22 protein-coding genes and 2 pseudogenes are annotated in these 20,261 nt (G+C 49.3%); 8 read left to right on the forward strand and 16 right to left on the reverse strand.

Annotated features, from left to right (window positions below; translation table 11 throughout):
- Positions 1-118: 118 nt before the first annotated feature.
- The 3 genes from GA003_17600 to GA003_17610 all read right to left on the reverse strand — a co-directional run bounded on the left by GA003_17600 (position 119) and on the right by GA003_17610 (position 2,511).
- A complete protein-coding gene (locus GA003_17600) occupies positions 119-370 on the reverse strand; it encodes a hypothetical protein (GenBank protein QXD27806.1) in 252 nt (83 codons plus the stop codon).
- Between the two features lie 18 nt (positions 371-388).
- Positions 389-952: a CsgG/HfaB family protein gene (locus GA003_17605; GenBank protein ID QXD27807.1), complete on the reverse strand. Its 564-nt coding sequence runs from the start codon at positions 950-952 to the stop codon at positions 389-391.
- Positions 953-1,227: 275 nt separating this feature from the next.
- Positions 1,228-2,511: an O-acetylhomoserine aminocarboxypropyltransferase/cysteine synthase gene (locus tag GA003_17610; protein QXD27808.1), complete on the reverse strand. Its 1,284-nt coding sequence runs from the start codon at positions 2,509-2,511 to the stop codon at positions 1,228-1,230.
- 181 nt (positions 2,512-2,692) lie between these two features.
- Between GA003_17610 and GA003_17615 the strand changes: the two genes are divergently transcribed.
- Complete coding sequence (locus GA003_17615) at positions 2,693-3,559, forward strand: SDR family NAD(P)-dependent oxidoreductase (GenBank protein QXD27809.1); 867 nt, start codon at positions 2,693-2,695, stop codon at positions 3,557-3,559.
- Positions 3,552-3,992 carry a DoxX family protein gene (locus GA003_17620; protein QXD27810.1) on the forward strand — a complete coding sequence of 147 codons (441 nt, stop codon included), beginning with the start codon at positions 3,552-3,554 and terminating at the stop codon, positions 3,990-3,992. The genes GA003_17615 and GA003_17620 overlap by 8 nt, the downstream gene beginning before the upstream one ends.
- Positions 3,993-4,000: 8 nt before the next feature.
- Here GA003_17620 and GA003_17625 read toward each other — a convergent pair whose 3' ends face one another.
- The gene (locus tag GA003_17625; GenBank protein ID QXD27811.1) at positions 4,001-4,948 is read right to left on the reverse strand and encodes an SDR family oxidoreductase; all 948 of its coding nucleotides are present in this window, start codon (positions 4,946-4,948) and stop codon (positions 4,001-4,003) included.
- Positions 4,949-5,149: 201 nt separating this feature from the next.
- Here GA003_17625 and nrdR point away from each other — a divergent pair, with 201 nt between their 5' ends.
- The 5 genes and pseudogenes from nrdR (at position 5,150) to GA003_17650 (ending at position 8,309) form a co-directional block, all read left to right on the forward strand.
- Positions 5,150-5,599, forward strand: coding sequence for a transcriptional regulator NrdR (nrdR, locus tag GA003_17630; protein QXD27812.1), 450 nt, complete (start codon positions 5,150-5,152; stop codon positions 5,597-5,599).
- A 5-nt stretch (positions 5,600-5,604) separates the two neighbouring features.
- Positions 5,605-6,087, forward strand: a complete 483-nt coding sequence (locus GA003_17635; GenBank protein ID QXD27813.1) for a hypothetical protein — start codon at positions 5,605-5,607, stop codon at positions 6,085-6,087.
- A gap of 14 nt (positions 6,088-6,101) precedes the next feature.
- Positions 6,102-6,493: pseudogene (locus tag GA003_17640) on the forward strand (GxxExxY protein).
- 49 nt (positions 6,494-6,542) lie between these two features.
- On the forward strand, positions 6,543-6,887 hold the full coding sequence (locus tag GA003_17645; protein ID QXD27814.1) for a histidine triad nucleotide-binding protein: 345 nt from the start codon (positions 6,543-6,545) through the stop codon (positions 6,885-6,887).
- A 6-nt stretch (positions 6,888-6,893) separates the two neighbouring features.
- On the forward strand, positions 6,894-8,309 hold the full coding sequence (locus tag GA003_17650) for a sodium/proline symporter (protein ID QXD27815.1): 1,416 nt from the start codon (positions 6,894-6,896) through the stop codon (positions 8,307-8,309).
- Here the strand turns inward: GA003_17650 and dprA are convergent.
- The 8 genes and pseudogenes from dprA to GA003_17690 form a co-directional block, all read right to left on the reverse strand.
- Positions 8,299-9,414: pseudogene (gene dprA, locus GA003_17655) on the reverse strand (DNA-processing protein DprA). The gene GA003_17650 and the pseudogene dprA sit on opposite strands and share 11 nt — an antisense overlap.
- Before the next feature lie 43 nt (positions 9,415-9,457).
- Complete coding sequence (locus tag GA003_17660) at positions 9,458-11,026, reverse strand: NAD(P)H-hydrate dehydratase (protein QXD27816.1); 1,569 nt, start codon at positions 11,024-11,026, stop codon at positions 9,458-9,460.
- A 1-nt stretch (position 11,027) separates the two neighbouring features.
- Positions 11,028-11,477, reverse strand: coding sequence for a holo-ACP synthase (gene acpS, locus GA003_17665; protein QXD27817.1), 450 nt, complete (start codon positions 11,475-11,477; stop codon positions 11,028-11,030).
- The gene (locus GA003_17670) at positions 11,467-12,225 is read right to left on the reverse strand and encodes a pyridoxine 5'-phosphate synthase (GenBank protein ID QXD27818.1); all 759 of its coding nucleotides are present in this window, start codon (positions 12,223-12,225) and stop codon (positions 11,467-11,469) included. Before GA003_17670 ends, acpS begins: the two co-directional genes overlap by 11 nt.
- A 70-nt stretch (positions 12,226-12,295) precedes the next feature.
- Positions 12,296-12,733: a GatB/YqeY domain-containing protein gene (locus tag GA003_17675; GenBank protein QXD27819.1), complete on the reverse strand. Its 438-nt coding sequence runs from the start codon at positions 12,731-12,733 to the stop codon at positions 12,296-12,298.
- A complete protein-coding gene (locus tag GA003_17680; GenBank protein QXD27820.1) occupies positions 12,730-14,298 on the reverse strand; it encodes a glycerol-3-phosphate dehydrogenase/oxidase in 1,569 nt (522 codons plus the stop codon). Before GA003_17680 ends, GA003_17675 begins: the two co-directional genes overlap by 4 nt.
- 1 nt (position 14,299) lies before the next feature.
- The gene (locus GA003_17685; GenBank protein QXD27821.1) at positions 14,300-15,001 is read right to left on the reverse strand and encodes a ribonuclease HII; all 702 of its coding nucleotides are present in this window, start codon (positions 14,999-15,001) and stop codon (positions 14,300-14,302) included.
- 4 nt (positions 15,002-15,005) lie between these two features.
- Positions 15,006-15,980: a ribonuclease HIII gene (locus GA003_17690; GenBank protein ID QXD27822.1), complete on the reverse strand. Its 975-nt coding sequence runs from the start codon at positions 15,978-15,980 to the stop codon at positions 15,006-15,008.
- 59 nt (positions 15,981-16,039) lie between these two features.
- Here GA003_17690 and GA003_17695 point away from each other — a divergent pair, with 59 nt between their 5' ends.
- A complete protein-coding gene (locus tag GA003_17695) occupies positions 16,040-17,065 on the forward strand; it encodes an A/G-specific adenine glycosylase (GenBank protein ID QXD27823.1) in 1,026 nt (341 codons plus the stop codon).
- Positions 17,066-17,278: 213 nt separating this feature from the next.
- On the opposite strand, the gene GA003_17700 is transcribed toward GA003_17695, so the two are convergent.
- The 4 genes from GA003_17700 to GA003_17715 form a co-directional block, all read right to left on the reverse strand.
- Positions 17,279-18,226: a sugar phosphate isomerase/epimerase gene (locus GA003_17700; GenBank protein QXD27824.1), complete on the reverse strand. Its 948-nt coding sequence runs from the start codon at positions 18,224-18,226 to the stop codon at positions 17,279-17,281.
- Between the two features lie 97 nt (positions 18,227-18,323).
- Entirely contained in the window at positions 18,324-18,521 is a 198-nt protein-coding gene (gene rpsU, locus GA003_17705; protein ID QXD27825.1) for a 30S ribosomal protein S21, read from the reverse strand.
- A gap of 80 nt (positions 18,522-18,601) precedes the next feature.
- On the reverse strand, positions 18,602-19,084 hold the full coding sequence (gene purE / locus GA003_17710) for a 5-(carboxyamino)imidazole ribonucleotide mutase (protein ID QXD30472.1): 483 nt from the start codon (positions 19,082-19,084) through the stop codon (positions 18,602-18,604).
- Between the two features lie 8 nt (positions 19,085-19,092).
- Entirely contained in the window at positions 19,093-20,250 is a 1,158-nt protein-coding gene (locus GA003_17715; GenBank protein ID QXD30473.1) for a 5-(carboxyamino)imidazole ribonucleotide synthase, read from the reverse strand.
- Positions 20,251-20,261: the final 11 nt, after the last annotated feature.

Raw genomic sequence — 20,261 nt, forward strand, 5'->3', positions numbered from 1 at the left:
GATAAAAACGGGGCAATGTAGGTAGTTACCTACTAGGAAGCAACCGCAGAGTTGCATCTCTTATGGGCCTCTTTTAGTCCTTAGGAAACGTCCTTGGTTCCTCGATCAAATGGAGCTTTTACTGGAAAACGACCACAGCCCCTCGATCTGGGGATTCTCCATCCACCAAGTCGCAATAGGCTACCTTCTCTGAGACTCGGCTCACGGTAATGGTCGCAGTAATTTCTCCCTCTTCCATATCGAGGATTTCACCCGTTGAAGGATCAATGAGTACTTCACCTTCCTCCCGCACAACAAAGGTCTGCCCTGGGGCGATGCCATAGTTGGAACCACGGTTAATAATAACCTGCCCCTTCTTACTTACGGTCACCACGCTTCCTTCTAGTTCCTAGTCCTCCATTTCCAGAGCGATGAATTGGGTTGCCTGGTCGATTGCGTCTTGAGCGGCTTCTCCCATTGGAGTCTTAGCAAAACCACCCAATTGGGTTCCAAAACCACGCTCAGAATATCCGATCGTTAATCCAGATTTACCAGCTTCTCCGCGGATACGTTCACTGGCAACTACCTCACCGGTTGTAGAGTCAATGAGTTTCACCACGGCTACAATCTCCGCTTTGTCAGATTTGCCTCCGATATTGAAGCCTTTGATTCGTAATCCGCCATTGTTTCCGGAGGTATTATAGCTAGCTTCTGTAATGGCTCCGGTAGCCAGGTATTTTGCACTACGGATCTTGCCCGTACCGGCCACTTGAGAGGCTTGGGCAGTTCGCCCACTGTTCTGCAAATCCTGCTCTGCCATGACTGCCCCGAGCTCAGCACGCTCAACTATCACAAATCGACCCGTGTCATAAAGACTGGACTCAAGCATCAGACCTAGGTTGTCGCCTAAATTCCACTCGCTGACAAATCCAGCCTCGTTGTCAAAACTGATCACACCGAGCGCATGTTTCACGCCTGTGTACTCCGGCAACTTGTTTTCGGCCGTATCATCTTTGGTTTTAGTTTTGGTGCTCGGCTTAACAATTTTATCTAAAAGCGCAAAACCGGGCGTACTAATGAATAATGATGAAAGGAGAACTGCGGAGAAATGGATAGTTTTGTTTTCATAACGGACTAAAATTTTTAGTTTCAGAAGACCCAATCTGTCAAAGGAATTGAGATGCTGAGTCAGAAGCCAAAAAAGGGCTCCCGAATGGAAGCCCTTTGAAAAAGTATAGGATTGTATCCTTATTCAACCGCTTTGGCGATGGCTTGATCAATATCGGCAACGAGGTCATCGATATGTTCGATACCTACTGCTAGTCGTACAAGCTCCGGAGTAATCCCGCCTGCAGCCTGCTGTTCTTCGGTAAGCTGGCTATGCGTGGTGGTGGCAGGGTGAATCGCAAGACTCTTGGCGTCACCCACGTTAGCGAGATGGCTAAATAGCTCGAGAGAATCGATGAACTTAGAACCCGCTTCAGCTCCGCCTTTGATTCCAAAGACCACCATGGCACCCCCCTTACCGGAAAGATACTTGTCGATCTTACCATGCTCAGGATCGTCTTCCAATCCAGGATAGCGGACCCATTCCACTTGATCCAGGCCTTGCAAGTGCTTGGCCACTGCCAATGCATTGTCGCAGTGACGTTCCATGCGGAGCGGTAAGGTTTCGATTCCTTGAAGGAAGATCCAAGCATTGTCGGGCGAAATACAGGCGCCCAAATTCCGGAGAGGAACTGTGCGCATTCTCAAAATGTAAGCCAGTGGAGCCAACGGCTCAGGCAAATCGTGCCCCCAGCGTAAACCGTGATAAGATGAATCCGGATTATCATAGAGAGGGAACTTTCCATTCGCCCAGTTGAATTTTCCGGAATCGACAACGATACCACCAATACCTGCACCGTGCCCACCGAACCATTTGGTTAAGGAGTGAACAACGATGTCTGCGCCATGGTCGATCGGACGCGTGAGCGCTGGGGTTGAGAAGGTGGCGTCGACGATCAGAGGGATCCCGTTGTCGTGTGCGACATTGGCAATGGCTTCCAAATCGGCAATTTGGCCCGCTGGGTTGCCAACGGTTTCACAGAATACCGCACGGGTATTCTCATCAATTGCTGACGCAAAGTTTTGAGGATCCGATGGATCTACAAACTTCACATTGATACCCATCGCAGGGAGGATATCATTAAACTGCGTGTAGGATCCTCCATAAAGGTTGTTTGCCGAAACGATATTATCGCCCGCTTGAGCAAGATTAATGATGGAGTAAAAGATTGCACTCGTTCCGGAGGAGACAGCCAGTGCAGCTGCACCCCCATCGAGTTGCGCCACCCGCTGCTCAAGGACATCCTGAGTGGGATTCATGATCCGGGAGTAGATGTTCCCCAATTCTTTCAGTGCGAATAGATTCGCAGCATGCTCCGTGTTATCGAACACGTAAGCGGTCGTGCGGTACACGGGTACGGCACGGGCGTTAGTAGTGGGGTCTGGCACTTGGCCAGCATGGAGGCATTGTGTTTCTAACTTCATGAAAGTAATCCGATTGAATGGATCGTCGAAAATGAACAAGCCGCCTAGTCTTGTCGAGGGCGGATTAAAATCAGTGTTTTCCGGCCCGAATCTGTGGTGCACAAGTCACATGCAATAGGGCAAAGGATAGCGGCTGTCATAAGGATTGCTCATCTGTGGATCGTCTTTGATAATGAAGATCATGGCGGATAAAAGGAACGTCTTCATCACAGGTAGTAGTTCAGGGATTGGACGGAGACTCTTGGATGAATTTTGCAGAGATGAGTTCCGGGTATTTGCCACGGTGAGGCAGCCCAGGCTGAAGGCCTTCCAAGAATCACTCAAAGGCAAGTACTCGAATGTAATTCCCTTTGTTCTAGACGTAACAAACCTCGATGAAGGCACCGAAGTAATCAGAACCGTTGAAAACAAATATGGACCCATCGATATCCTAATAAATAACGCCGGAATATCCTACCGGACCGTCGTTGAAGAAATGTCAGAACCTGATGAGGCGATTCAAATGGCGACCAACTATTTAGGTCCCATGCATTTGGTGCGCATGGTATTGCCTGGCATGCGGCAGAAAAAGAGTGGACATATAATAAACATCTCTTCTGTAGGAGGCATGATGGCCATGTCAGCCTATTCTGCTTCCAAATTTGCGCTGGAAGGAGCATCTGAATCTTTGTGGTATGAAGTTCGTCCTTTCGGCATCCATGTCACCTTGGTTCGGCCCGGATTCATCAATTCCGATTCATTCAGGAAAGTAAAGTATGGAGAAGGGACAGACCCACAAGATAGCTCAAGCATCTATTATCATCACTACCACAATATGTCGGGGTTCATAGAAAAGCTCATGACCAGAACACCATGCACTCCTGAAAGTGCGGCCCGGATGATTTACAAGATCAGTTGCATGAAAAATCCCCCTCTCCGCGTTGCCGGGACCCCCGATGCGAGGTTCTTCTCCATCCTTCGGCGCATTCTCCCTCGTCGCTTTTATCATTGGCTGCTGTATCGCTCATTGCCGGGAATCAAATCCTGGGGAAAGGCTGCACATGAGTAAGGATACTTGCGATCTCCTGTTCCGAGTTCTTTTTAGCCTCATATTCCTCGCATTGGGAAGTGAGCACATACTAAGTGACGACCTACTTCAGCGATTGATGCCTACCTGGATGCCCGCCCCAATCATAGTCTCTATTTTGGTGGGCATCGTATTATCGGTCGGGGGAATTTGCATCGTATTGGGCTGGCAACTACGATTTGCGGCGGTGCTGCTTGGCAGCTTCGTCTTGGTGGCCACCTTGGCAGTTCATGTCCCTGCCGTCATTATGAAGCCGGAGTTTGTCACAGAATCAAACATGTGGCTTTGGGACATTCTCCAACGAAGCAACCTGGCAAAGAATCTGCGCTTGCTGGGTGTCTGCATTTTCCTTTGGCATCACAAGCCAGGGAAATGGAGTGTAGAAAGCTACTTGAATAAAAACAGCTCTAATTAAACCAAGAGCTACCTCTTTATGCCAAGTGTTTGGGCAAAGTACTCAATGGTCTTTTCCAATCCTTCGCGCAGTGGAACCTGAGGCTCCCAATCATTCAAATATTTCTTAGCCAAAGTAATATCTGGCTTCCTTTGTTTGGGATCATCGGCAGGAAGATCCTCATGAACGATTTTCGAGGAGGTGCCAGTTAGATCGATAACGTTTTCTGCTAACTCCAACATGGTAAATTCACCTGGATTGCCAATGTTGATCGGACCCGTGGTTTCGTCCTGATTCATGAGCCGTACGAAACCTTCGATCAAATCGTCGACATAGCAAAAAGAGCGAGTCTGATTTCCATCTCCATAGATGGTGATATTTTCCCCCTTAAGCGCCTGGACGATAAAATTGGAAACTACCCGGCCATCATTAGGGTGCATGCGTGGGCCATAGGTGTTGAAGATGCGAACAATTCGGATATCCACACCGTTCTGGCGATGGTAGTCGAAACAAAGTGTTTCCGCACAACGTTTGCCTTCGTCGTAACAAGAGCGAATACCGATCGGATTCACATGGCCCCAATAATCTTCCGTCTGAGGATGTACCTCAGGGTCCCCATAAACCTCCGAAGTTGAGGCCTGAAAAACACGGACATTGAGCCGTTTGGCTAAGCCCAGGCAGTTGATCATTCCCATGACCGAAGTCTTGATGGTCTTGATTGCGTTGTACTGGTAATGGGGAGGCGAGGCCGGACAAGCCAAATTGTATATCTGGTCAACCTCCACCTTAAATGGATCCACGACATCGTGGCGGACAAATTCGAACTTTGGGTTTTGCAGAAGATGCTCAATGTTCACCTTCCGTCCAGTAAAGAGGTTATCCATACAGGTAACTTCGTGCCCTTCTGCTAGCAGTCGGTCACACAAATTACTTCCTAGAAATCCGGCTCCACCGGTAATAAGAATTCGTAAGCTCATGAGATAGGATGATGTAGGTAGATTGCTAGGCTATGTCTCAAAACAATGAAAGCCAATTATCCTGGCAGCTTACAGCAATTTTACGCGATTTGAGTTCTTATTCACAATCTTGCAACTCGCTTGACGCTCTCCGCCGAAATCCCTTAATCCATTCGGGCAAATGAACGCCTAGCGTTCGTTTCTCCCAACTCCTAAATCCTTATGAAATGCCCACGCTGTTCGTCCACCGACATCAAGGTGATCGACTCCCGGGTTGCCAAAGAAGGCAACTCCATACGTCGGCGTCGGGAGTGCATCCAATGCGGCCACCGTTTTAATACGATCGAAGAAATCCTTCACGAGGGGTTGATGGTATTAAAAAGTGATGGGCGAAGCGAAGAATTTGACAGGACCAAGATTTTTAACGGGATTCGTCGTGCAACCGAAAAGCTCCCCGTCGACATCGAGCAGATCAACCTGCTGGTGAACGATGTGATTGAAGAGCTGATGGAGGAATACGACTACGAGATTCCCAGCCGAGCGATTGGTGAGAACATCATGTTTCGACTCAAGAAGATTGACCAGATTGCCTACGTCCGCTTCGCCTGCGTCTACAAAGACTTTCGCGATATCAACGAGCTCATGCAGGACATTTCCAACTTAAACACCTGACACGCGTGAAGGCTGATCAAAGGGACCAAATCACCCGCCTCCATCTACTCAACACGCTTTTCCCGTTGTTGACTGGGGAAGACCTTTACCTGGCCAAACAAATAGAGCACACCATTAACTTCGCCGCTACTGGAAATCCCGAACAAGCCGGAGACACGGAAGACTTCAACGACGCCCTGATTCAACTTCTGGAGAAGTATTTAACCCAGGACCAAAATTTCGGTTTCTTTCACTGGGAAGCCGCCACCCAAGATTGCGGCTGGGATCCGCTTTGGGCGCGGGAAGAAATTATCACAGGCCTCAAACAAGTAGCTGGTTTTAAGAAAGCCATGTTCTTTGGCACCGGGCTGAGAGCCGCGATACAAGGTCAGCAGCTCAGCTGGACCCCCAAGCTGGATCAGGAATACGAAGAGGCGGTAGCATTTGTAAGGGACCTTGCCGCATACTGGTCGACCAAAAACTCGCAGCTCACAGTCGTATTATTTTAGGAAGAAAACCGCAGATGGACACAGATGAACACAAATCTGATGATCTGCTTCGTGATGAATCTTACCAGTTGATTGGCTTCGCAATGAAGTTACTAAATGAGATTGGGAGCGGATTTCACGAAAAAGTTTATGAGAATGGGTTGGTTGTAGACATGAAGAAAAATTCCATTCCCTACGATCAACAGACAAACTATCCCATCGTGTACGAGGAAGTGGAATAGGACGATTCATCCCAGATTTAGTGGTATTCAATCAGATAATTATTGATACAAAAACTATAGATCGAATTACTGATAGGGAAAGAGGCCAGATGCTGAACTACTTAAAAGTGACTGGCCTCAACCTCGGCCTAATAATCAATTTCAAGCATGCAAAACTCGAATTTGAAAGAATTGTTCGTTCTTAATTTGCGTTTATCTGTGTTCATCTGCGGTTAAAATCTTTTTACTTACCTCATGCCAGAACCAACCCTATTCACTAAAATCATCAATGGAGATATCCCGGGTAACTTCGAGCACGAGGACGATCTCTGCGTTGCCATTCGAGATATCGATCCTCAAGCCCCGGTCCATATCCTTGTGATTCCTAAAAAGCCGATTGTTCGCACGGCCCTGGCCGAAGACGAAGACCAAGCCGTACTTGGGCATTTGCTTCTGACCGCTAGAGACGTGGCCAAGAAGGTCGGATTGGAGGATGGCTTTCGTATCGTAATCAACAATGGCCGCCATGGAGGTGAAGCCGTGCCCCATCTACATGTTCATCTTCTGGGTGGACGCCAAATGAGTTGGCCTCCAGGTTGATAGGCCATGTTGGAAATAGCGGGGTTCATATTTTTCCTGGCCGTGTTCGCTGGAATTGGACTCTGGTCCAATAAGAAGCGAACTTCGGCAGGCAACGATTACTTGTTGGCCGGCCAGACGGTAAATCCACTACTCACTGCACTCTCGGCCGCTGCCACAAAATACAGTGGCTACATGTTTATTGGCCTTATCGGCTATATTTATACCTATGGCATCTCCGCTATCTGGCTTATCTGCGGCTTTCTATTTGGAGATGTCATTGCCTACAGCTTCGTGCATCGACACCTGAGACAGGCGACCGAAGACACGAAGGCCTCGACCTTTGCTGAATTATTGAGCCGATGGCACTCGGGTAGCTATCGATACCTCAGAATGGCTGTTGGATTACTTACCTTAATCTTCTTGTGCACCTATGCTGGAGCTCAGCTAAACGCCGGAGGAAAAGCACTGTATGCGATATTCGGTTGGCCAACCGTTTCAGGTGCCCTGATCGGCGCAGGTCTAATTCTCGTTTATTGTCTCTTTGGTGGTCTACGAGCCTCCATTTGGACAGATGCGGCCCAGTCAATCCTCATGATGACAGCTATTTTGCTTCTGCTGATTTCGGCCGTCGTCCATATAGGGGGAGTCACGGTGTTTGTGGAGCAACTGAAACTGGTTGAACCCGGTTATCTCGATCCGGGAGTGACTCGGTTCGGATCCATCCAAGCGACTCTACTGTTTGCCTTCGGATGGTTGTTTAATGGCATAGGAGTCGCCGGGCAGCCTCAGGTCATGATTCGTTTCATGGCTCTGGATAAAACCGAACACATAAAGAAGACAGGATTCCTATACTTTCTTTGGAGTGGTAGTTTTCTTTTGGCCATTTTGGGAGTAGGCTTGGCCACTCGACTCTACATCACGCAAGCGAGCGGCTTTGATCCAGAACTTGCACTCCCCGAATTGTCTCAGATCTTAATGCCAGGTCTGGCGGTCGGTGTGATTCTTGGAGGGGTCTTTGCAGCGAGTATGTCCACTACAGATTCTCAAGTACTTAGTTGCTCGGCTGTGCTCAGCGAAGACTTTAATCTCTGGAAAGGAGCGAACGGGAAACGTATTTCCACTCTCATCATCACCATTGGCTCCTTGGCTATCGCCTTATTTGCCACCGCCAGTGTATTCAACTTGGTCATATTTGCATGGACCGCGCTTGCCTGCTCCATAGGTCCACTCGTCATCATCCATGCACTCGGTGCTCGTCCACGCGAGTGGCTCTGCTTTCTCATGATGCTGGTGGGAATGACAGTGGCCTTTACATGGAGAGCATCAGGACTTGGGCAACAATTCTACGAAGGCGCACCTGGAATATTGTCGGCGCTGGCCACATTTGGAATCCTAAGGCTGATTCTAAAAGACAAGGCTGTTAACGCCGCTAAAGATTGAGACTCGCCTCAAACGTACCGTCGAAGCGTTTCACAATCAAATGCTTGAGCTCGAGTAGCATCAAGGCCGATGCCAACTCGGGTGAAGATTTTCCCGTTCGATCAATCAGGCGATCCATATCGAGTACTTCCCCGCCTTCAAATTGCTTCATGATCAGCTGCTCCTCATCCGACAATTGAAATGATTGGGTGACGGTTTCTGCCGGTTCATCGGTCGACTTGTCGATCAGCAAATAGCCAAGCTCTTCTACCACGTCCTCGGGCTTGGCTAATAAGCTGGCACCTTCACGAATCAATTGATGGCAGCCACGACTGGTCGATTGGTCCATACGCCCAGGCACCGCAAATACAGTTCTCCCCTGCTCGGCCGCAAATCGAGCGGAGATCATGCTTCCCCCATAAAGATCTGACTCTACCACAATCAAACCCTGACACATGCCGCTAACAATGCGGTTACGCATGGGGAATGTCTGCCGATCAGCTCGTCGCCCAAACGGAAACTCACTTACTACTGCCCCAGTCTTGGCAATTTGATTAAACAATTCAAAATTCTCTGCGGGATAGACGATATCCATGCCACATCCCATCACGGCAATGGTTTTCCCATCTACCTCCAAGGCTCCTTTGTGAGCTTAGGTATCCACACCACGGGCGCCGCCACTCACAATGCAAAATCCACAACGCGCCAGCTCACGCCCCAACTTACGTGCTACTTGCCTACCATAAACCGAAGTCTTCCGGCTGCCGACAATGGCGACAGCAGGTCGGTCCAGGTCATATTCACCTTTCCAATACAATCCGATAGGGGGATCGTAGATCTCCTTCAACAAGGCGGGGTATTCCTCCGATTCGGTAATCACAAATCGAATACCCGATTGCTCCATTTGCCTGAGCTGTTTTTCGAGATCAAGATGAGTTTGCCAAGAACGTAAGGTATTAACAATGGCGTCACCGACACCTTTGACATTCTTCAGTTGGCTGGAGCTAGCATTAAAAATCGAAACCGGATCTCCGTGAAATGCATCCAACAACCGCCGAAGAGTGATCGGCCCAATATTCGGCAAACCATTTAGAACGATGAAGGCGTTATAACGATTGAGTTCCATTGAGAATCAGGAGGGTTAATAACTATCCTGCCTCATTCCCGCCTTAAAGAAAACTCAAAATATCGGTAGCCTTCGCAGCCACCTGCCCTTGCCGTTGGGCCATGGCATCTGCCGCGGCACCCTGCCAGGCTACCCCTTCAGCGACTGATACCAATAAATCGCTATTCGGTATGGCAATACGCCCTCCTACGAGACCCGACAAAATATCGCCGCTACCGCCCCGTGCCAAAACCGGACCACCGGCGCACGAGTAAACAGCAAGTCCCTCGCCTGCGATTAAAGTAGGGGATCCTTTCATGATGACAACGCAACCGGTATCACTCGCTAACTTCAAAACATCCATCTCGGAAACAGGCGTATTCAACTCGCGATCTAACAACCGATTAAACTCTCCGACGTGAGGACTGACCACGCAAGATCGGCCCTGCCAATCAAGAGAAACGATGCCCAGGCGCAACCCATCCGCATCGAGCAATACAGGTGCATCACTCAGTGCAAGCACCTCTTCGATCAAGGTTGCTGTCTCCTCATGTGTGCCCATTCCGGGACCGATGATCCAACCACTTGCTCTTTTGGCATGCTGGCGAATCAGACCTAATCCCTCCAAGGCCAATCCCCCATGTTCTGGGATCTCGGGCAACCCAACCCACATCGCTTCAGGAATCTTTCCCGCAGCTTCGGCAACGATACTTTCCGGAACGAAACAGGTTACCAGGCCCACTCCACTTTTAAGTGCAGATTGTGTCGCCATCAGAATGGCTCCAGGCATGGTGGTTGAACCGCCCACTAAAAAGACATGACCATACGTTTTCTTGTGGGTCTGCGACAAACGCAGGCTTCTTTGAAAGCTCAGGATAGCTTTGGACAATACGTAACGATCGGCCTCTAAGGATTGATCGAAAAATCCGATGTCCAGATAGCGAATGCGCCCTACCTTTGATCGATTGGCAGAAGCAAACAAAGCCGACTTGGCAATTCCAGTAGCATATGAGAAGTCTGCTCGAAAGGCATCTTGATCGGCTTCGTCCCCTAGCCCACTAGGAAGATCGACCGCAATTCGACAGGCGATTCCTTCGTGGCTATGGGTCCATCGTAGAAGCTCCAAGGCTGGCGTGCGCAGAGGAGGTCTAAATTGCATCCCCAGAATTCCATCCACACAAAGATCGAAATCTTCGTCTCCCAGAAATATACTCAACTGTCTTTCAATGGTGCCCTGGTCTCCAGCTCTCAAAGAAAGGTAACGAAGCCTATTTCCACCTGCGACCTGTAACTGGTCCAAACATCGCCTGACTAGAGGTCGCAGATGCCCTAGTCCGTAGGGGAAAACCAAGTCTGCCTGTGCCTCGGTATTTGAAGCAAGGATATGACGAGTTGCAATCAATGCATCACCTCCATTGTGTCCTTTGCCAACGAGTATGAGTGCCCGACGAATCGGTCTCCTTCCTAATACCTCCTGAACATCCAGCTGTGCTTGGGAAGCGATGGCCGCGCCGGCACAATTCATTGCCTTCCACTCTTCTGCTTCATCGCCTTTGAAGTAGTCTTTTTCAAAAGCTTGAGACTCGGCACAATCAAGCACTGGATGCAAGTAGCCGGAATCTCGAAGAGTCATCTTATTCGCCTTTAGTTTCGTTTACTAAAACTGCAACAGCAACCGCTGTAGTGCTTGTATGGGATAAGGTGATACGAACATCCGTAGCTCCTAAAGTTTTCAACAAAGCTTTGCTCAGATCGTCGAAACGGACAAGCGGCTCCATTCGCGAGCCATGGTAGATGGAACAAGAGGTCCAACTAAAGAGTTTTCCGATTCCGGTAGAAAAGCTTTTTGAGACGGCTTCCTTTGCAGCAAATCGTACCGCTAGATGGGGAAACGGATTCGATTTGCTCATACAGTAATCTTGTTCCTCCTGGGTAAATACACGTTTGAGGAAACGATCTTTCTGTCGTTCATAGACCTCTCGCACACGCTCGACTTCGATCACATCAACGCCCACATTGAGAAAGGTAGCTCCAGTTGGAAAGGTCGCGGCTAACTCAGCCAAGCTGGGTTCCTCATAGGACATTCATCAACCTCCTCATTTCACGCACCGATTCTTGAACACCCGTAAATAATGAACGGCTAACGAGACTATGCCCGATGTTCAATTCATGTAAGTGCGGAAGCGTACGAACTTCGCTCACGTTCACGTAGTTGATGCCATGGCCTGCATTAATCTGTAATCCACAACCATGTCCCAATTCCGCGCCGGATTTGAGTCGTAAGAATTCATTATCACGTTCCGGAGTATAATAAGCATTCGAGTAGGCCCCAGTATGAAGCTCCACTGCAGTCGCTCCTAAATCAGCTGAAGCCTGGATATGTGCCGGCACTGGATCGATAAATAGACTTACAATGACGCCGGCCTCATTCAGCCCATTCACGACCTTGGCAACTCGGTCTTTGAACTGGATGACATCAAGCCCCCCTTCGGTTGTAATCTCCTCCCGGCTTTCGGGAACGATGCAGGCGTAGTCCGGTTTCAACTCCAAGGCAAAGTCCAGCATCGCGTCGGTAGCCGCCATTTCCAAATTCAAGGGAATCCGAAGACACTCACGAAGTCGCTCCACGTCGCGCTGTTGCATATGGCGCCGATCTTCACGCAAGTGAACGGTTATACTATCAGCTCCGGCAATCTCACATTGCTGGGCATAAAATACAGGATCCGGCTCGACAATTCCGCCCGTCGTTTCAGCGGATTCACGATACCGGGCTTGTCTGACCGTTGCGCAGTGGTCGATGTTAACACCGAGTAATAGCTCTTGTTGGCTCATAATAAAATTCAAGGAGGGGCACCGTAGAGCCTCCAATCAGGTCGTTCCAGACAATAAAGCTCAAACTGTTTTAGGATAACGCAGCCTTCACTTGGGCCGAGGCGATCTTCATATCCAATGCAGCTCCGTGCTCTTTCTTTAGCTGCCCCATCACGAGTCCCATTTCTTTCATGCTACTTGCACCCGTCGCTTCAATTGCTGTGGCAACTAATTCGGGATAGGCACTTTCTTCAAGCTTGGCCGGGAGTAGTGCTGTCAGTAATTCAACGCATTGATTGAGCTCACCCGCCTTGTCATCGCGACCTGCCTTGGCAAATGCCTCGGCCGACTCTTTGAATTTACCAGCCTCCTTCTGCACCACTTGGATCTGCTGAGCCTCATCAAAGTCCTTATTGGCTCGGACTTCGCCTTCTTGAATAGCGGCTAAGGCCGCGCCATAGGCCTCAGTGGCGATGGGATCACGCGCCAAGCGCGCCTTCTGGTGGAGTTGTTTTAGATTATCCTTCATGATATTGGTAAATAGTTCTTTGCGATTTCCAGAAATGAATCAACGGAAGATTGAACCCACGCTTCATCACGATCCATTTTCTTAGCCATGAACCGGGCGACCTCTAGAGCTGCTTCAATAGCCGCCTGCGCATCGAGTAATAAAGAACGTGTTCGGCGTGATAAAACATCTTCTACCGATTCTACGAGTTCGTTCTCAATGGCCCACATGACCTCCGCCCAACAATAGGGCAATCGCTCATGGATGGCTTCGTCCCATTTCGGCTTCCAGGAAATCATCGTCTTCAAATGCCTGGCATCGATCCCATATTGACCAAACCGTGTCGGCTCCTTGGGAAGATCTTCGTCGTAAGCAGAGTAACGAGTGGCCATGGAACGAGAGGCTCGTTCCGCGAGTTGCCCCACTTCGATAGCCTTATCTATGGCATCCTCTCCCATCTTCCGAAAGGTTGTCCATTTACCTCCGGCGATGGTTATCAAACCTGAAGGACTCACTTCGATGACATGATTCCGGGAAAGGGCGGATGTATCTCCCTGCTTTCTCGGATCCATAACAAGCGGACGAAGACCTGAATACACGCTGCGGATATCTTTCTTCTCAATGGGGCGAGTCAGATAGGGCGCTGCATTCTCCAACATGAATGCTATTTCCTCTTCAGTTGGCTTTGGTTCCAGGCAGAGATCGTCATCGGGTACATCGGTCGTTCCAACAATTACTTTCCCCAACCAGGGGACTAGAAACAACAAGCGCCCGTCGGACGTTTTCGGGACCATGATGGCGTTTCCGTTTGGAAGAAAATCTCCGTCTACAACCAGGTGGCTTCCTCGACTAGAACGAATGATCGGCTTCACATTTGGAGTGTCTTCATTTCGAATGGCATCGGAAAATATCCCGGTGGCTTGAATAACTACACGGGCCTTGATCGAGATCGTTTCATGGCTAACCGTATCAAGAGCTTCAATACCCGTAACTCTACCTGCCTCTTTGTTGAGTCGGGTCACTTTCATGTAGTTGAGAGCCACATGACCCCGTCTCCAAATCGTTTTCACAGTCTGCATGCACAAGCGGGCATCATCGAATTGACCATCCCAATAAACCACACCACCAGCCAGGGTATCCGGTTTTAAAGTAGGAACTCGCGCAAGCGCCTGCTCTTTGTTGCAGCGCTTGGAGGAATGAATGCGTAGACTCCCTGCCAAGCGATCATACATCCATAGCCCCATGCGATAGTACCAAGTTTCAGCCCAGGAGTAGGTGGGAATAAGAAAGGGTTGCGGCGTAACCAGGTAAGGCACGTGGTTTAAAAGCCACCCACGTTCAGCCAGGGATTCTTTAACCAAAGATACGTTTCCTTGTCGCAAGTATCGAACTCCTCCATGGATCAGCTTGGTACTGCGACTCGATGTACCGTTGGCGAAGTCCGCCTCTTCCAGAAGCAATGTTCGGTAGCCCCTAGAGACAGAATCCAACGCACACCCCAACCCGGTAGCTCCCCCTCCGATGATGACCACATCCCAGGGAAGAGATTCCGATTTGATACGTTCGATACCTCGTGCGCGATTCATGCTAGGTAGATAGAATGTTGTTTAGGAAGCTGGGTCGATGAATTTTACAAGGACCATGCGCCTTTAACGCTTCGATGTGTTTCTTGGTGCCATAGCCTTTATTGGAGGTAAATCCATAGGCGGGATAGTGCTCGGCTTGCTTCTGCATGTAGCGATCTCGTGTAACCTTGGCGATGATGGAGGCCATGGCAATAGACAGGGACTTGCCGTCACCCTTCACAATCGCGGTATGAACGAATGGGAATGGCTTTAGCGGTTTTCCATCGACCAAGATGCGAGCCACCGATGATCCCTCCGTTTCACGAAATAACCAATCGTTCCCTTCGTCTGGCACCTGGAAAGGACAATCGTCCAGGGATTGAAGTTGTTGAACACAGTTGGCCATCGCTTTCCGGGTCGCTCCAAGGATGTTGAGTGACTCAATATCATTGATGTAGGCCATGAAACTGGCGAAATGGATCAACCCTGGTTCTGCCTGGAGAATGGCTTCGAACAAATGCTCACGTGTTTTCTCAGCCAGCTGCTTTGAGTCATTGATCTTCGCCGCATGCTTCGCAGCCCAGTCTGATTGATAAAAGTCTTTAGTTAAATAGACAGCCGCCGCACTGACAGGTCCAGCTAGAGGTCCCCTTCCCGCTTCGTCTACTCCAATGACTGCAGGAACGTCCTCCAGATATTGCAGATCAAAGTCGAGGAGCCGCATAAGCCTATCTCTTCACCCAAGCCGTTTTCTGAGGAACTGGAAGTCCAAGGATTTCGTAACTGGTTTTGAAATGCATTTTGGCAAATTCACCCAAGCGATCGGGGCCAAGCTTTTCGACCAGCTTCACACCCTGAGCTTTGGTTGCAGCACCCGCCCCCTTCAGTAACTCCTCACCAAATCCGGTGGAGATTTTCCTCAACTGTCGAAGGAACTCCGCACGAGCGATGATAGAGGCCGCTGCCACGACCGGATCAGACTCTGCCTTGGTTTCCATCTTTAATTCAAAGTCTTTCCGCTTAAGCTGCTTCTGCACCAATGGCTGTTTGCTAAACTGATCCAGCATTCCCCAGGGAACATGTTTTTTATCAAGGGCTGATTCGAGCGCCTTGGCATGCAGCCAGGCGATGAGCTTATTTAAGTTGGCCTTGGGTCGACCCATCAGCTCGTTATACTTAGTCATTCCACAAAAGGATTTCTCAACGACCACTCCTTTGGTTTTTAAGATAACCTTTTCGAGCCGGAGGATCTGAGGATCAGCAATCTTTTTACTGTCTTTGATGCCAGCATCCATCCATTTACGAACCATATCTCCATCGGCGATGACCGTGGCGCAGATCACAGGGCCAAATAAATCGCCCTTTCCTGATTCGTCCATGCCTGCGTGAGGCTCGTACCATTCAGGATGAAGCACCTCGTCGTAACCCAACTCTGCGACCTTGATGATTTCCGGCTCAATGACATCCTGCACAAAGTCTTGGGTCATTTTGCCCTGAATCACCAACTTGCCGCTCGTATACATGACCAAGTTTATTTTCGGCCCCTTGAAGGCAAAACGGGCATAGGCTACTTCGTTTTCACCCCAACCACGTCCTTTACACCAATTCTCTAGCTGGTCGGCCTCGTCGTCCGACAGCTTTCGCGTATACATGGTGATCTTCTTTTCTTCCTCGACCTCAAAGTCTTTATAATTTCGGCTCATAAAACAGCTATCTTCAGCGACCTTTGCCCAAGAATACAACAGTTTCCTACTTGAATAAAATGGCTCCCAAGCTGAGGAGCTCGCTTTCCGAGTGGTTTAAGAAAAATAAACGCGCCCTTCCCTGGCGACGACTGGCCTCCCTCTACCCGACCGTAGTCTCGGAGTTCATGCTACAGCAGACCCAGGTGAAAACGGTTCTTCCCTATTATGATAAATGGCTAAAGCGTTTTCCTGACTTCGAGACATTGGCGAAGGCGAAAGAAACAACGGTCCTCAAACATTGGGAAGGATTGGGATATTACTCACGGGCGCGCAATTTGCACCAACTGGCCAAGGACATCTCGAAGCTGGAAAGCATCCCCGAAGCCCCTGAAGAATGGCAACAGTTCAAAGGCATTGGAGCTTACACGGCGGCAGCCATCACTAGCATTACCTACAAACACCCAGTTGCCTGCGTAGATGGTAACGTCATCCGCATTCTTTGCCGCCTTACCGCCGACAAAACCATTTACAAAGACAATACTCAGGCGATGAAGGCGTTCACACCTCTTGCGAACGCACTTCTCGATCAAGCTGAGCCAGGCAGACACAACGAAGCAATGATGGAACTGGGGGCTACTTTGTGCACCAAGGCAAATCCACAATGCCAGGTGTGCCCATTGGCGCTTGGTTGCCTTGCCAAAGATAACAAACCGGAATCTCTGCCCAAAAAAGTCGCCAAAAAAGTGAAGCTCGAAACGATTGACCGAGCCTGGGTATTAACTGACAAACAACTTTTACTACACAAAGCAAACGGGGCCAGCCACAGACTTTCAGGTATTCTGGAACTGCCATCTCTGGAAATGCTTGGGACTTCGAACCGGGCTCTTAAGAAGCAAGGTCAGTCACCTTTTTTGACCAAGAAGCGTGGAATTAGTAATTCTCAAATCACAGAACCGATTTGGCAGCTTACGGAGGTCAGTATCGTAGATAATCCAGATCTTGTTTGGATTGATCGTGATCAATTGGGTGCTGCTACGCTATCGGGTCCCCACAAACGGTGGATCCAGGAAATCCTGCAGAAGGATCAGCTCGAACTGCTTTAACCTGATTTCTCACGGAGTTGAGATGTTGAGGATGAAGACCGAAAAGTGAAGGAGCGCACTCTTGTGCGTAACTGAACTAGAAGGAAGGAACACTCGACATGTCGGACAGAGAATCTTCTCAAAATAACGGTTAAAGTGTTTGGTCAGCTTGTAGGTCTATCGTTATTCATTCTCTAACACTCACCCTTTGGGAAGATTTGATGAGAATTCAGGTTAACCGTTCCGCAGCTTCTCTTCCAAGTAGTCCTTGGAACGAAGTATGCCTTCTGGAGAAGCACTCGGACTCAATTCAAGTATGCAAGGTGACTCTGGCTTTAAATACTGAAAGATAGGATCAAAATCGATGAGACCATCTCCTAGTGCTCGGTGACCTTTCCCTTCTTCTGTATAATCCTGAAAATGGACTCCTTTCATGAATGGGCCATTTTGCTCAAGTGTTTGTTCAGGAGTCAGAACGCCATAGTCATTTTTCTCCTGCGAATGTCCCGGGTCATACCAAAATCCTACATTTTGATAGGCTGAGTACTCGTCGAGCAAAGGGGGCATATCTTCATCCAAGGGCAATTCCTCGAGATCTTCACGATTTTCAAACCCAAGAGTGACACCCTTTTCTTCAGCATAGGGAACCAAGGCATCTAAAGAATCGTGGAGTAGCTCCATGTGCTTCTCCTTCTTTTGACGAAGCTTTTCCTGGGCCTTACCCAGCATTTCTTGGTACCGATCATCGGAAAAGGGATCTGCCGGCTTCTTGTTATCCAAGTATTTGGTGAGCTTATCTACCACCCCTCGCCAAAAGAAGTGAACAGAGCCGAGATGAATCACCATGTATTCAGCCCCCACTTCAGAAGCAAAATCAACCGTACGGCAGGAGTACTTCAACCATTGGGTTCTCTCACGTTCGTCCAATGAAGAAGGTTCGTAGAGATTCGGAGCTGCATGCTGTGTCCCATGCGGGAGCGGACAGAAATTGTGAACCGAGATCACTTTAATAATCCCGTCTTGGATGGCTTTGTGAATGCCAGGAACCAGGGTTATTCGCACACCATGGCTTAATTCCGTCCACTCAAATCCAAGATCCGCAATTTCTTCGAGCATATCGTACCCGTTCTTGTGGCGGTGCGAATTCCAGCAAGTTGAGAGAGCAATAGGATTTGAGATCATGATGAGAGGTGCAACTAAACGCCTAGGTTAGGTACGCAAAAAGAGATCCACACAAGCGGCGGATCTCTCAAGCTTAAAAAAAATGCTTACGGTTGCTTTACGACATATAACGCCGACGGAGCATATCTGTAAAAGCCATGACTTTCTTCTTACGACGGCGAACCTCGCAAGGTTTCTCGAAATAGCGTTTGGCACGCACATCGCGGATTACACCCTCGCGATCGAGTTTTTTCTTGAGACGGCGTAGTGCCCGTTCGGTGGGCTCGCCTTTGCGTATTTGTACTTCTAAAGCCATATGAAATTGGAGAAAGGGCGCTACTAAGAGCCTTTCCGACACCCAGGTCAACTGAAATTTCCGAGGAAATCCAAGGTATCTTAAGAGGATCCAAATCCCTCTAATTTACTCATCACCACGTCCTTGAGCCCCTCTTTGTATTCCTGGTAGCGTTCACGAAGACTCGGATCGGCACACCCCAGCATCTGGACTGCAAGCAATCCCGCATTTTTTGATCCATCGAGGGCCACCGTGGCCACTGGCACCCCGCCCGGCATTTGCAGGATGGAAAGAACCGAATCCCAGCCGTCGATGGAGTTTGAGGATTTGACCGGCACCCCAATCACAGGCAAAGGGGACAAAGCAGCAGCCATGCCCGGCAAATGGGCGGCTCCGCCGGCTCCCGCAATGATCACCTGAATGCCGCGTTCGTGAGCGGATCGACAAAATTTGAAGAGGCGGTCTGGAGTGCGGTGAGCGGATACGATAGTGACCTCGTGCGGCACAGAAAATTCTTCCAGGATATCAGCAGCCGCTTGCATAACCGGAAGATCGGAATCTGATCCCATAATAATACTAACCAGAGGTGTTTTCATGAGGTAACTACGCGAAGTTGTTTCTTTATAAGTTCTGCTTTCGCCCTCGCCTGGTCAACCGTGGATGCAAGGATCGTGACGTGGCCCATCTTACGAAACGGTCGGGTCGTTGTTTTTCCATATAGATGGATCTTCACTCCTTCTTCCCTCATGCATTCATTCATACCTTCGTAGCGCACAGGGCCTTCCATCTCCGGTTCTCCCAGCAAATTGATCATGGCCGAAGGAAGCTTGATACGCGTGCTACCGAGTGGGAAATCGAATATAGCGCGCAGTTGCTGCTCATATTGGGACGTGACCATACTTTCGATGGTATGGTGTCCACTGTTGTGTGGGCGAGGAGCCACTTCGTTGACCCATATCTCACCGGATTTGTCGACGAACATTTCAATGGCCAACAAGCCGACCAGTTTAAAAGCCTCAATAACTTGCTCGCCAATAGAAACAGCCAAGTCCTGTAATTTTGGATCGATAGAAGATGGACAAATGAGTAACTCCACCAAATTCGCCTCCGCATTGAATTCCATCTCTGAAACCGGAAAACACTTGATTTCGCCAGAGGGATTGCGCGCCGCAATGACGGATATTTCCGCCTCCAAATCGACTAGATCCTCTACCAGCGAAGGCCCAGGCAAAAGTAACGGCAAGTCGGCCAAGGATCGAATCAATGCCACTCCTCGTCCATCGTAGCCACCGCGCCTAAGTTTTTGAACAAAGGGAAATTCCAGATTTCCGCCAGTCACAGCCTCTCGAATGGCCTGGTCATCTTCAAAAAGTCGGTAGGCCGGCGAAGGAATTCCGTGTTCTGAGTAAAACTCTTTTTGCAGGCCTTTGTCCTGAATGATCGCAAGGCTCTCTGGATCCGGGTGCACAGGGATACCCTCTGCCTTGAGCTGTCGAAGTGCATCCACGTTGATGGCCTCCATCTCATAGGTAATCATATCCACCTGACGACCCAGGGTGATGATGTCATCGTAGGACATCGGATCTCCCTGAACAAACGCGGTGCAGCAAGAGGAAGCGGGACAGTGCGGGTCATTGTCCAAGATGTACGTTTTTACGTCCCAATTACTAGCAGCGAGGGCTAGCAATTTACCAAGTTGCCCACCTGCAATAATACCTAATTTGAATTGCGATGTAACCAGTTTTTCCATGAGCGAAGTGT

The sequence above is a fragment of the Opitutia bacterium ISCC 52 genome, from assembly GCA_014529675.2.
In the GTDB taxonomy this organism is placed as follows: Bacteria; Verrucomicrobiota; Verrucomicrobiia; order Opitutales; family UBA2995; genus UBA2995.